Annotated in this window: 14 protein-coding genes and 7 tRNA genes; 4 read left to right on the top strand and 17 right to left on the bottom strand. The window is 34.7% G+C overall.

Annotated elements, in window-relative coordinates:
- Positions 1–130: TIGR04197 family type VII secretion effector (locus CQ058_RS29225; RefSeq protein WP_142396433.1), on the bottom strand; the 130-nt coding region annotated here is incomplete at its 3' end.
- Between the two features lie 227 nt (positions 131–357).
- On the opposite strand from CQ058_RS29225, the gene CQ058_RS29230 reads away from it, so the two are divergent.
- From CQ058_RS29230 to CQ058_RS29245, 4 genes are all read left to right on the top strand, one after another.
- Positions 358–1,452, top strand: a complete 1,095-nt coding sequence (locus CQ058_RS29230; RefSeq protein ID WP_033727978.1) for a response regulator aspartate phosphatase — start codon at positions 358–360, stop codon at positions 1,450–1,452.
- Entirely contained in the window at positions 1,452–1,748 is a 297-nt protein-coding gene (locus tag CQ058_RS29235) for a hypothetical protein (RefSeq protein WP_002188198.1), read from the top strand. The genes CQ058_RS29230 and CQ058_RS29235 overlap by 1 nt, the downstream gene beginning before the upstream one ends.
- Before the next feature lie 89 nt (positions 1,749–1,837).
- Positions 1,838–2,665, top strand: coding sequence for a hypothetical protein (locus tag CQ058_RS29240; protein ID WP_105590157.1), 828 nt, complete (start codon positions 1,838–1,840; stop codon positions 2,663–2,665).
- A 1,445-nt stretch (positions 2,666–4,110) separates the two neighbouring features.
- Complete coding sequence (locus CQ058_RS29245; protein ID WP_002188196.1) at positions 4,111–4,701, top strand: recombinase family protein; 591 nt, start codon at positions 4,111–4,113, stop codon at positions 4,699–4,701.
- Positions 4,702–4,982: 281 nt separating this feature from the next.
- Here CQ058_RS29245 and CQ058_RS29250 read toward each other — a convergent pair whose 3' ends face one another.
- From CQ058_RS29250 to CQ058_RS29315, 16 genes are all read right to left on the bottom strand, one after another.
- A complete protein-coding gene (locus CQ058_RS29250) occupies positions 4,983–5,324 on the bottom strand; it encodes a hypothetical protein (protein ID WP_002188195.1) in 342 nt (113 codons plus the stop codon).
- A 393-nt stretch (positions 5,325–5,717) separates the two neighbouring features.
- The gene (locus tag CQ058_RS29255) at positions 5,718–6,329 is read right to left on the bottom strand and encodes a helix-turn-helix domain-containing protein (RefSeq protein WP_002188194.1); all 612 of its coding nucleotides are present in this window, start codon (positions 6,327–6,329) and stop codon (positions 5,718–5,720) included.
- A 135-nt stretch (positions 6,330–6,464) separates the two neighbouring features.
- Complete coding sequence (locus CQ058_RS32040; RefSeq protein WP_002188193.1) at positions 6,465–6,608, bottom strand: hypothetical protein; 144 nt, start codon at positions 6,606–6,608, stop codon at positions 6,465–6,467.
- Positions 6,608–7,294, bottom strand: a complete 687-nt coding sequence (locus CQ058_RS29260) for a metalloendopeptidase (RefSeq protein WP_105590158.1) — start codon at positions 7,292–7,294, stop codon at positions 6,608–6,610. Before CQ058_RS29260 ends, CQ058_RS32040 begins: the two co-directional genes overlap by 1 nt.
- A complete protein-coding gene (locus CQ058_RS29265; protein ID WP_105590159.1) occupies positions 7,284–7,511 on the bottom strand; it encodes a hypothetical protein in 228 nt (75 codons plus the stop codon). Before CQ058_RS29265 ends, CQ058_RS29260 begins: the two co-directional genes overlap by 11 nt.
- A complete protein-coding gene (locus tag CQ058_RS29270) occupies positions 7,508–7,792 on the bottom strand; it encodes a helix-turn-helix domain-containing protein (protein WP_105590160.1) in 285 nt (94 codons plus the stop codon). The genes CQ058_RS29265 and CQ058_RS29270 overlap by 4 nt, the downstream gene beginning before the upstream one ends.
- 434 nt (positions 7,793–8,226) lie before the next feature.
- Positions 8,227–8,352 carry a hypothetical protein gene (locus CQ058_RS32545; RefSeq protein WP_000475371.1) on the bottom strand — a complete coding sequence of 42 codons (126 nt, stop codon included), beginning with the start codon at positions 8,350–8,352 and terminating at the stop codon, positions 8,227–8,229.
- A gap of 185 nt (positions 8,353–8,537) precedes the next feature.
- The gene (locus tag CQ058_RS29275; RefSeq protein WP_002188183.1) at positions 8,538–8,900 is read right to left on the bottom strand and encodes a GIY-YIG nuclease family protein; all 363 of its coding nucleotides are present in this window, start codon (positions 8,898–8,900) and stop codon (positions 8,538–8,540) included.
- A gap of 983 nt (positions 8,901–9,883) precedes the next feature.
- The gene (locus CQ058_RS29280; RefSeq protein ID WP_002188182.1) at positions 9,884–10,876 is read right to left on the bottom strand and encodes a tyrosine-type recombinase/integrase; all 993 of its coding nucleotides are present in this window, start codon (positions 10,874–10,876) and stop codon (positions 9,884–9,886) included.
- Between the two features lie 179 nt (positions 10,877–11,055).
- Positions 11,056–11,137 (bottom strand) — tRNA-Leu (locus tag CQ058_RS29285).
- Between the two features lie 9 nt (positions 11,138–11,146).
- Positions 11,147–11,217: transfer RNA gene (locus tag CQ058_RS29290), tRNA-Cys, on the bottom strand.
- A 14-nt stretch (positions 11,218–11,231) separates the two neighbouring features.
- A tRNA-Gly gene (locus tag CQ058_RS29295) sits at positions 11,232–11,306 on the bottom strand.
- A 5-nt stretch (positions 11,307–11,311) separates the two neighbouring features.
- Positions 11,312–11,386, bottom strand: a tRNA-Gln gene (locus CQ058_RS29300).
- Between the two features lie 66 nt (positions 11,387–11,452).
- Positions 11,453–11,528 (bottom strand) — tRNA-His (locus CQ058_RS29305).
- A 19-nt stretch (positions 11,529–11,547) separates the two neighbouring features.
- Positions 11,548–11,621 (bottom strand) — tRNA-Trp (locus CQ058_RS29310).
- Between the two features lie 8 nt (positions 11,622–11,629).
- A tRNA-Tyr gene (locus CQ058_RS29315) sits at positions 11,630–11,713 on the bottom strand.
- Positions 11,714–11,772: the final 59 nt, after the last annotated feature.

Below are 11,772 nucleotides of genomic sequence, written 5' to 3' on the forward strand. Positions count from 1 at the left end.
TAACAGATAGTGTTGTACGCGTCGCCTTTGTTATAGAACGACTTGTTGCACTTTGGATTGTATCTGAAGCATTCCTCATTTGAGTAGCGATTTGTTGTGCCACTTGAAAATTACTTTGAAATTTTCCCATCGCTTAAATCCTTTCTAGTTCCATATTCCACAAGAAAATTATACCATGTGGGATTATCTTACCGTACCAAATATTTGAATTTACTAACAGGTAGAATGAATACAATTAGTTATATACTTGAAAATAAAATTGTTAAACAAATGTTGAGAAATATAGAAATTTCATTTCTATTACATTTTATTCTTGCTATCATTAATTATAAGAATATTCGAAAAGGAAGGGATACTATGCACGTTCCAGTGAAGGGGAATGCAAAGGCTACAAAGTTACTTAATGACTGGTATCAATCTATGTTACAACACCAAACTATACAAACAACAAATTTAAAACAAGAAATTGAGGACAAAATTTCCAGTATAAAGGAAGACAAAAATCTACTACTATACTATTCATTATTAGACTTTAGATATAAAGTACTAACCGATGGACTTAATATTACAAAAGATAGCTTTAATGAAATTAACTCCTTTGATGTACCTGAAAATAGCTTTTTATCCTATTATTATCACTTCTTCAAAGCTATTCACAGCACAATTCTTGCAGACTATAATGAAGCAAAAGAACATTTTGAGAAGGCGAAAAAACTTTTAATGTACGCAATGAATGAAGTAGAAGAAGCTGAATTCAATTATCGTTTAGCTTCATTTTACTATCAAATCTATAAACCGCTTTTAGCTATTGATTACATACGAATAGCAAAAGATATTTTCTCTAAACACACAGGCTATAAAATTAATGTAGCATTATGTGACAATGTTTTTGGATTATCTTGTATAGATTTAAGGCAATTTGAACAAGCCGAAGAAAGTTTTAACACTGCCATAGATATTCTAAAAAGTAAAAATGAAAGAACATTGTTACTACGTGTTAGAAATAACATCGGACTATTATATGCAAATCAAAATCTTTCCTCTTTAGCAATTCGTCACTTATCAGAAGTTACGGAAAATATACCAAATCATTTTAAATCCCTATATTTACAAGCAGATGAAAATTTAAAATTAGGTGAAACAGCAATTGCATCTCAACTTATTGAAAAAGGTTTAAACATTTGCAATGAATTAGTAAATAAGGAATATCAATATCGCTTTCAAATTTTAGAAAAAATGAACAACACATCTAACACTACTGAATTAGAAACTGCTGTATTAGCAGGAGTTTCATACTTTAAAAAAGAAGAATTATGGGATTGTATTGAAGAATATGCAGAACGACTAGCGAATAAATTTTATGCAGAAGAGAATCATGTAAAGTCTAGTAAATATTTTTATATGAGTAATGAAGCAAGAAAAAAATTATTAGCAAAAGGGGCGTTAAAGTAATGAAAAAGATTGGATTAACAATAACAGGATTAACGTTAGCTGGAATCATGACTTTTGGTATAAGTAACATCTTAGAATTTTCGGCATTAAATAAAGGTGATACACCTGCACCACAAAGACCAGATTTAGCGTTAAATATAGGTGATCGTGGCAGTGCACCTGAATATACACATGGAGAAGGTTGGTCTCCATCTTACACACACGGAGAACCTTGGGGTATAGCTGATGGTAACACTGGTTCACCTGCTTATGACCACGGACGACCACCAATACCACAAAAACCTGACTTAGTTTAAAAACAATTTAATGAAAGAAAAAGAACGTCACCCTTAAAAGTGCGTTCTTTTTTATCTAACTTTAACTTTGAAAGGACTGAATACAAAGTATGTTTGATGGAATATCTATTGAAATAATAAGCAAGTTTTCACCTGTTATTGTTGCTATAATGGGGATTATTACAGGGGTTTTCATGTATACCAGCAACCAATTTATATACATAATGACAACTAATTCACTGGATAAGCAATTTAGGGATAGGTCTAATCAAGCCAAACTACAATTTTGGTTCTATATCATAGGAATATTCTTTGTAACTATATTTTATTTACTCTATACAGCCATTATTTATCAGAATTTATATGGATATAGTCACCGTATATCTTTTTTATGGAATATTATCGTTTGGTTTATTAGTTTTTCATGTTTTATTGTTGTTTTTTATATGCAAAAAAAGTTTAATAAATTTATAAACAAAAGATGGCATGTTAAGTTTTTTCTCCTACATTGTACCTCTATCATGTTAGTATTCTTTTTTGCTACATGTAAGCACCTTGAAAAACAAAATTATGCCGATTATATAGTACAAGGAGGGGCTTTAGCATTTTTATTAAGCTTTTTTTACTTTTGTCTGTTACGTGCACAAATCATAGCTATAAATCGACAAGTTGATTATGATATTCGATTACTTACTGATGACACCTTTAGGAAAATAAAAAACTTAAAATATGAATACTCGATGGACGAAAAGAGAATGGTTTTTTCTACAGTAGAAGAATCTAAGGAAAAAGTTAAATATGTGTGTGACTTTTCTTCAAAGGTCTATATGAAATGTACAAAAATAATTAAAAAAGATATAACTGCTGTCCAATCACCACTGTCTAACAATACGGACATTAAAATCGTAAACAATATAGAACATACTAAAGATATTTAACATATGTATATCATTTACCAAATACATCAACCGTAATTAAACTTTCCGTCACTACCTCTTTACTTTCAACGAACACCAAAATAAAAAAAGCGTGCCTCCTTATAGGGAAGCACGTTAAAAAATTAATTATCACATTGTTAGTTTACTTTCATCATATATAATTAGTCATCTCTACCACTGGCAATAGTTAGGGGATTGTTAAGGTGTCTCTATTGTTACAAAAAGTTCTGAAAACCGTTGTGTAATTTTTTAAAAAGGTTTTTCTAAAGTGAAAATTACAATTTCATGAATACCCCTTATCACTATTTTACAAATAATGTAGAGTTTTACTGTTCCTTGTTGAAGTATGGCACAAACTTTAGGGAAGCTGGTAAAGGCTTGCTTAATATTGTTACAACACATTATATAGTTTACATATTTATGTAAAGAAAGACGTTACAAAGACGGTAGGGAACGGCTAGGACTTGGTTATATTACCAATGCCACCTATAAAATGACACACAAAAAAGACGTACCAGTCAATATAACTAGTACGCCCGTCCGTTCATTATGCCGATAGGACTTTTTTAGATTTAACGGCATGAGGTGAACAGTGCTAACGCTTAAAGAAGTAGCACTTTTATTATATCCAACATATAAACTGCTTACTAGTCCAAGGTTTTCAAAAGTGGGGCGAAATTTTTTAAAACAATCACAGGTAAGATAGGGTTAGTTAAACTTGAACCACCCTTATCTTACTGAAAGTTACTGTTATCCAAGTTTAGAAAAGTGGTGTAGGAATGTTTAATGCACTAGACTGGGGCATATTATGTCCCCCTTCCCCCTGTGTACCCCTTACCCCCAAAAAAAGAAAACAAATACTATCATTTCATTCGCTTTCGTTCGTGCCATTGTGATAGGGATATATGATAGTGAGTCAAGCCGCATTCTTACGCTGTCAGATTGATACTATTGAATGTGTTGAGTTGTGACAGTGTTCATGTGCATGTGATAGCGTGGTGATAGTGGTGGGGTAGTGGTGTGTGGTGTGTGCCTATGTGTATGGGTGCGTGTGGTGGTGTAGTACTGTGCCTTACTGTGTGGTGTGGCATGGTGCTGCTGCTGTGCTAAGGGTTGCAGCGTACTGGGTAGGGTGGTGTAGTTAGGGTACATATACCAATGATACAAGGGCACACACTACCACCGCATAGGCGACTTTATAAGAGGCGTTATACCACATATCAATACCAAAATCGCAGGAGATTATTTAATAGACACCTTAAAACGCACGTATAGAATACCGTGAAAAATACTGTAACAAAGACGTTGCTTAAAGAAAGTCCATAAAATAAATCATATCAAAAAGTCTACACTTGTTGACACTAATAAAGAATGGCTGTATTATAGGATTTACAAAGTATCAAAAAGTCATATCAAATAAAAATGGTAAAAAGGGGCAAAAAATAATGATTTATGGATATGGACGTGCAAGTACAAATAAGCAGGAATTAGATATTCAAATAAAAGCACTTAAAGAGGCTGGTGCTACGAAGATATATAAAGAGAAGATTAGTGGTGCTAAAGCTAACCGAAAAGAACTTAACAAGCTGTTAGAAGAAATTAAAGCTGGTGACACGCTTGTTGTAACTAAGGCTGACCGCATAGCACGTTCTTTATCTCAATTAGAGAAAATCGTTACTGAATTAACTAATAGGGGTGTAGCAGTACATATAATAAATATGGGAATGTTTACAGCTGAAACGATGGAGAACCCTATGACAAAGCTATTGTTTCAAGTATTAGGTGCATTTGCTGAATTTGAACGTTCTATGATACTTGAAAGAACTCAAGAAGGCATTAAGGACGCTAGGGAAAAAGGTGTTAAGTTTGGTAGAAAATCTAAGACACATAAAATTGAAGGTGCTTTATTAAGTGCCATTCAGCAAGTTGAAGAAGGGAAAATGTCCCAACCTGAAGGGGCTGAATTTGCAAAGTGTAGTGTTGCTACATTCAAAAGACGGTTAAAAGAATATAGAGAAGCAAGGGGGACGGAATAACCGTCTTCCTATTATTTTATTACTAGGCTTAAACTCACTAAAAAAGAGTACAAGGGATAGTATTTGTGGGTTATCCCTAATTCCCACAAGGTAAAAAATGCCCACAAACGTATATGTATCATGGGCTGGAGGGCTATTACTTACCCAAAAAAAGATTTTTCAAACCCACAATTTATTATCCCTACAAGCGGTGTTATTTCACCTATTTCAGCTACTACAACGTAAATTATTGTCAGGCTAAAGGGACAACATGCCCACTTAGAAGTAAATAACCCCCACCGTTAACCAGTAGGGGACACTTCTTTTCGTAACTTGTTTTTTATCTTCTCAATATCTGCCAGCCTTCTTTTACGTACCTTATCACTTTCCACTACCATGGTAACAAAACAATGGTGCCGCAACTCTTCTACCTCTCCTAGCATATTTACCGCACGATTGTAGAAGACTTTGCCACAAATACTACATTCATGTTTTACTGCTACCATTACATTGATAGGACGTTCCTTAACGGCAATGAAACCCTCATATTTATCATTCAATAACTGCTGGTACTCTTCTTTGCTTATTGTGATAAAACTAGCTACTTCGTAACTGCTAATTTCTTTTTCTACTTCTGTATACATATTAGTCCCCCCATTTACTGCACACCAAACAGCCCCACTAATGAAGGTGCGGTGGCGTAATCTTTATTTCTTATCTCTTTTCTTTCTTACTTATCATAGTTATTCTTTTCATAGATATTATCTTTAAGATAGGAAAGAAAGTAATTCTTTATCTTAATTCTTTGTCTTAATTCTTTATACTGTAATTCTTTATAACCACCTTTTTCTCGTGTCATAGAATATGGATTCTTCCCACCTCAAAACTCTAATTTATCGTACTACTAAACCCTAACTTTCCAAGTAACACACATATGTGATTAATAACTTTTGTGATTAATAAAAGCTGAAAATCCTTGTAACTAAAGGATTTCCTTTTTTCATAAAGCACACAACGTATGTGAATTACTATCTCGCCTACAATTTTGCCAACTTTTCCCGCATACTTCTTTCCGCTTCTTCTTCCAATTGTCTAGCGTTGTCCTGTACGGGTGGTTCTGGCGTTGAATTTACCTTACTTTTAGCCTTCAATGCTTCACGTTGTTTCTCCGCTTTTTCTAGTTTTTGCTGATATCCCTTTAAACGCCCCTTGTCTTTCTTTTCTTTCTTATCAATAACAGCAATACGCTGGTCATTTTTTGCTTTTAAGTCGGGAAACATTTCGCCCAAATCTTCTTTCTCATATGGAGTAAAAACATAATAAATATTTTTGTTTCCGTACTCATAATTCTTTTCTTTAATTATCAGCCCCGCCCGTTCCAATCGCTTTACTGAATTACTTACGGTTTCCCCATTCATTCCTGTTACCTTCGCTAAGTCACTGATTTTAGGAAAAGCGTAACCATATTCAACATTGGTATATTGAATTAAATTAAGATATGTGAGTACGTCTGCTGGTAAAATTAATCCTAATTGCGTGTAATAGTTCAATTGCATAGGATAGGTTACATAGTTTGTGGTAATGTTTCCTTTTGCTAGTTCCCCACTTACAGGAATTTGAATATTTTGTTTAATTGTCTTATTACTCATGTATAAGTTCCTCCTTCGTATTTGCGTTACGTAGAGGTAGTACCGTTAATCACAAATTTAAGGACACGTATGTATGTGATTAATAAAAAAAAGAAGGCGAACCGCAAAACGGCTGCCTTCACTATCTCATGTTATTTATTTTATTTTACCTTCAGTTTTATCTTTTGCTTCTTGTTCTAACTGTAACCCTAATGAAAGTAGGACAAATGGTGGTAGTCCTTGCAAAATATTAGTATCTCCTTGTTTTATTTTATCTAATATTTCTTTACTGTATTGCATTACTCATTACTCCCTTCTTTGCAGTAGTTACGTACAATAAAGCTGTTACTCTTAACGGTGTTATGTCCGTTTTTAGCCTGTAAAAAATCTGAAGGTGTAATGTTTAGGTATCCCACTTCTAACGGTGTTTCTGCTGTTACTCTCTTATTCTGGAAGCGGTACGTATCAATAACTACCTCATCACCAGCTAAGCAATTGTATACGTCATGTTCAAATTCTTTTTGTTCTGCTTCAAGCATTTTACTAACATCAGCAACGCAGTCCATTGTTTCACTAAGAACTATACGTACAGCTTTATTCATTTCTTCGTTAAAAGCGGCACTTAACTCACTTCTATCTTTATCAATTGCCTGTGCAACAATTGGTGCATGCTTTAACCGTGCTTTTGTTTTACGTTCCTTTGTTTCTTCTAAAAAGAAATCTAATCCTTGTAACTCTTTTGATAAATGTGCCTGTTCATTTTGGAGATAAATACGTTCACCTAAATCAAATGTTGCTTCCATATCAACAAGTACTTTTGTTAGTTGTAACTGTTTTTCTGCCTTCTGTTTCTCAATACTAGCAACATACTTTTCAATATCAGCCATATCTTTCTGAAACGCTTGAATAGCTTTCTTTGTGTGGCGGTGCGGTTTGTAACCTGCAATTACTTTATCTAATTCCTGTCTATCAATTTTAAATAGCATTATTATTGTCCCCCTTCATTTGTGCCTGCTGTTTCTTAGCAAGCATTACAGCTTGTATAGCTACTTTCGTTTCTTTTATGCTAATAGCTGTTTCCTTCTCAATAGTCCGTAAATGAAATAGCTTATCTAACAGGGCATTTGCTTTACTGTCTAATTCTTTAGCGTTATAGCCTTTAGTTAAAATAGCTGCACATAGTCTTTCTACTTTCTTTGTCATACTTTATAACCACGTCTACTTTTGATTTCCATAAGTTTTTTATAAGATTCAATCTCGTAACGGTCTATACGATATGCCCTTACCAATTCACGTACACGGGCGTATACGTTGGGACTGAAGTCCTCATATTTTCCGTTCTCATAGTCACTTATCATTTTTTGTGAAATTCCCAGTTTTTCTGCAACAGTAGCTTGGGTAATATTTCTACTCAAACGGATATAGCGTAGCATTTGTGGTTTAATCTCTGGTTTGTATGGCAGGTTTTTATAATCACCAATCATTGTTAAATCCCCCTTTTTAGATAGCTTTATTAATTCCATCCCCTTCTGCTGGCACAAAAAATAGCCCCCACATCTAAATGACATAGGGGCTACTTAAGAAATCGCACACAAAAAGGAGACTGGGTTTAGGAAGAAACAAAAAAACCACATACAATAAAGTATGCAGTTAATAAGTTCCCCCTATATTAATGTGTGTGAAACATAGTCCATTTACAGGTATAAAATATAATTATTTTTCACTTCACACTAGATACCGCAAGGGTTTATCCCTTCTTAGTTGTCAGGTTGCTTTTTCCATAAAATAACTTCCCGAGATTCGCATTTCTAGGCGATTAACTTTTGTTCTATGTATGGAATGTATTACTAATCGTCTTTAAATTACTTTAAAAATAAAAAGAGAATGCAGATTATCTCCACATTCCCTTTTTAAATTGCTATATATTCAAAGATTGCTTAATTAGTTCAATGATGACAGCAGAGACAACAACATCAAAATTAAAGTTAGCCTGAAAATAGAATTTCGTTGTATCTCCGTCTTTCTTGTAGAACAATTTGAACATAGAGTTTCACCTTTCCTTATTACAAATTTAAATACACATCCACCTTTGTAATAAACCAAATCTATTTCTCTCTATGTCGTATAACATTAACTTATTAGTAATTACTCACATTCTATATTATCTCAAATTTCTCCTAACAAACAAGTGTTTCCATGTTAATTTTTGCTAGAATCCCAACTTTCATTTTATAAACTTCTTATCCAATCCTCACGTCTCTTTTTCAATTCTACTTTGCTGACTGACTCATTCCCCTCAACATTCCCGATTGGATTATATAAGTTAATAGCATACATTTCATAAATTTTTCGGTCTTTCCTATCACAATAAAAAACATCAACAGAATGAAACACATGATAAAATCTCTTTGTAGTACTACTTTTACCAGCCATATGTTTAGTAAGCCTCTTCCTTAAATTCAAAGACTCTCCAGTATAAACAATTTTCCCATTTGAATCTCTCATAAAATAAAATCCTGAATCTGAACTAACTTGATGAATTTCTGATACTGGAATACTTAAAGAACAATTAGGAATCTCAATCTTTATCAAAATTACCCCTCATTTCTAATCTATTTTTCTTTATAACCTGATTCTATGATACACTTATAATAAGCTGGGGAATCACTCTCTCCTTCTATGTACTTATTTCTTTATCTATTCATTTTTTGGCGTTTAGTCCTTTGAGATTAAATGCCCTTTTTTTTCGTTCTCCCCCTATATAGTTCTTAATCCACATTTCGTATAAGTCCCATTTTCCTCTATCATCGTTAGTGGTAGTTGCTTATGTATTCCACTATCTTAGCTAGTGGTGGTTAAAGTCTTGTAAATCTCTTGACTTTAGGTTTTGAAGGTTTTTATCATGCTGAAGCGATGTTAGGAAAATGGCTGGAAGGCAGATTTATCCCCTGTGCTGAGAGACTACAAAAAATAATAGTCAATCAGAACAGAAGGATAAGTGTCTTTGTTTTTGCCATGCCTTGCTTAGTCAGTGTTCCGTATGTATAGACCCTATTCACTCAGTAGTTTTCACTACATACACCCTTTAACACCAATAGCTTGTCCCTTGCATATCGTCCCACAATGACAAGCTGAATGTATTCCCTAGCACCGTAATGCTAACGATAACCCACCGAACCTTTAAGAGAGTAGTCTCTAGGTAAGTTCTCACCTTACCCTCACCGAATGAATAGGAATCCAGTGAGGGGTGCTATCCTTGTAAAAGCATACTAAGTACTTTCCGCACGACCAATAGCAAGCCACACCGTAATTATCCCTACGTTATACGTGTCCATAATTACAGCTTATCAGTTTTTAGCGTGGTTTACAGGCAATTCCACGTTCGGAATTACCGCACACCAACGCTTCTAATTACCTAAAAAAGACAATAGGAAACTAAACCCCTTGCATTATATTTTTAAAAATTTTATAATGGGGGTGCTGGATATACGGTTTGTCCGTTATTTAGTTTTAAAAACAACTATTAATTTTTGGTCGCCTATTGCAGTAGGCGGCTTTTTTCTTGTCTAACACATTTATACGTACCGTTTATTAAGCACTTTTAACGGTGAAAATTCTTTATGTCTATCTCTTACGTCATTACCAAATAAGTTTACATACGTTTTAACAATCTCCATGTTCGTGTGTCCTAATATAGCTTGTAATTCAAATATATTTGCCCCTTGCTGAACACTTAACTTTGCAAATGTATGTCTAAATGTGTGCGGACTACAACGCACATCTTTTATTTGTGCCATATTGCCGTATATAGATATTCGTTGCTGTATTCCTCTTCTAGTAAGCCTTGTACCATCAACAGTGACGAATAAAGCATTACTTTCAACATAACCTCGAATCGCAATATATTTTTTCAGCTGATTTTTCATATCCCTTTGTATAGGTACTTGCCGTTCTCGATAGCTTTTGGCATTACGAATTACGAGTAAACTATCTTCCCAGCGAATATCCTTTACAGATAGCCCGACAAGTTCATTTATACGTATTCCTGTTTCCAGCATTAACATCATAATTGTGTAATCCCTAACGCCAGTAAACGTCCTTAAATTAGGCTGACGAAATAATTTATTTAGCTGTTCTTTTGAAAAGGTAGGAATGATTCGTTTTCTGTCCTTCAGCAACTTAATGTTTTCCACTGGATTTCTAGGAATGTGCTTCTGTTTATATAAGAAGTTGTAGAAAGCACGTAACGCACGTAAACGAGTGTTAATAGAAACTACTTTAATTCCCCTATAATTTTTCATATAAAGTATTACGTTTTCTTTTATATGTTCTTCTGTCATGTTGTAAGGCTTTAGAATAGAAATGTCTATATCCTGTTCTCTTAGTAAATTAAGAAATGCTTGTAACTCATTTAAATAATACTTAACGGTAAATGGTCTAAGATTTCTTAACTCACAATCCTTCACAAATAAAGTGATAGCTTCATCAAACGTTTCAACATAAGATTTACTTTGTTTTTTAATAACAGCTAATTCACTTTCATCTAAAGTGTTTTTTCTTCTAGCCAAAAGTTAACCACCTTTCTTTACCTGTGAACACGACCAATGAATACGATTTTAAAAGTGGATTTCCCAAGCAAAATTACCCCTAAAAACACAAAAAAACGCCTTCCTACAAAACTGTAGAAAGACGTTTTAAACGTTGCTATTACTTAATTCTTCTGTAATTCACGATAACCATTTAACGATACCGATGGTCGGGGTCGAACCGACACTCCCGAAGGAACACGATTTTGAGTCGTGCGCGTCTGCCAATTCCGCCACATCGGCATAAAAGAAAGGCGGCAACCGGATTTGAACCGGTGGTAAAGGTTTTGCAGACCTCTGCCTTACCACTTGGCTATGCCGCCATATGAAGTTAAAATGGAGCGGAAGACGGGATTCGAACCCGCGACCCCAACCTTGGCAAGGTTGTATTCTACCACTGAACTACTTCCGCAAAAATGGCTGGGCTAGCTGGATTCGAACCAGCGCATGACGGAGTCAAAGTCCGTTGCCTTACCGCTTGGCTATAGCCCACCGAAGTTTTACTTAATTATATGTAAGTATCCATTAATTTATTTGTAATTTTTTAAAAAATAAAAATGGGGCGACTGATGGGAATTGAACCCACGAATGCCGGAGCCACAATCCGGTGCGTTAACCACTTCGCCACAACCGCCATGTTGTGTTTATATATTTGGCAGGGGCAGTAGGAATTGAACCCACACTGGAGGTTTTGGAGACCTCAGTTCTACCTTTAAACTATGCCCCTATGTAAAATGGTGGAGGGGGGCAGATTCGAACTGCCGAACCCGAAGGAGCGGATTTACAGTCCGCCGCGTTTAGCCACTTCGCTACCCCTCCGACATATATGGTGGAGGATGACGGGATCGAACCGCCGACCCCCTGCTTGTAAGGCAGGT

This window comes from Bacillus sp. MYb56, assembly GCF_002976445.1.
GTDB classification, from domain to species: Bacteria; Bacillota; Bacilli; order Bacillales; family Bacillaceae_G; genus Bacillus_A; species Bacillus_A mycoides.

Excerpts from the sequence above, each read along its gene's own strand:
- CQ058_RS29230 (WP_033727978.1), top strand. The coding sequence starts at position 358 with ATGCACGTTCCAGTGAAGGGGAATGCAAAGGCTACAAAGTTACTTAAT.
- CQ058_RS29235 (WP_002188198.1), top strand. The coding sequence starts at position 1,452 with ATGAAAAAGATTGGATTAACAATAACAGGATTAACGTTAGCTGGAATC.
- CQ058_RS29240 (WP_105590157.1), top strand. The coding sequence starts at position 1,838 with ATGTTTGATGGAATATCTATTGAAATAATAAGCAAGTTTTCACCTGTT.
- CQ058_RS29245 (WP_002188196.1), top strand. The coding sequence starts at position 4,111 with ATGATTTATGGATATGGACGTGCAAGTACAAATAAGCAGGAATTAGAT.
- CQ058_RS29250 (WP_002188195.1), bottom strand. The coding sequence starts at position 5,324 with ATGTATACAGAAGTAGAAAAAGAAATTAGCAGTTACGAAGTAGCTAGT.
- CQ058_RS29255 (WP_002188194.1), bottom strand. The coding sequence starts at position 6,329 with ATGAGTAATAAGACAATTAAACAAAATATTCAAATTCCTGTAAGTGGG.
- CQ058_RS32040 (WP_002188193.1), bottom strand. The coding sequence starts at position 6,608 with ATGCAATACAGTAAAGAAATATTAGATAAAATAAAACAAGGAGATACT.
- CQ058_RS29260 (WP_105590158.1), bottom strand. The coding sequence starts at position 7,294 with ATGCTATTTAAAATTGATAGACAGGAATTAGATAAAGTAATTGCAGGT.
- CQ058_RS29265 (WP_105590159.1), bottom strand. The coding sequence starts at position 7,511 with ATGACAAAGAAAGTAGAAAGACTATGTGCAGCTATTTTAACTAAAGGC.
- CQ058_RS29270 (WP_105590160.1), bottom strand. The coding sequence starts at position 7,792 with ATGATTGGTGATTATAAAAACCTGCCATACAAACCAGAGATTAAACCA.
- CQ058_RS32545 (WP_000475371.1), bottom strand. The coding sequence starts at position 8,352 with ATGTTCAAATTGTTCTACAAGAAAGACGGAGATACAACGAAATTCTAT.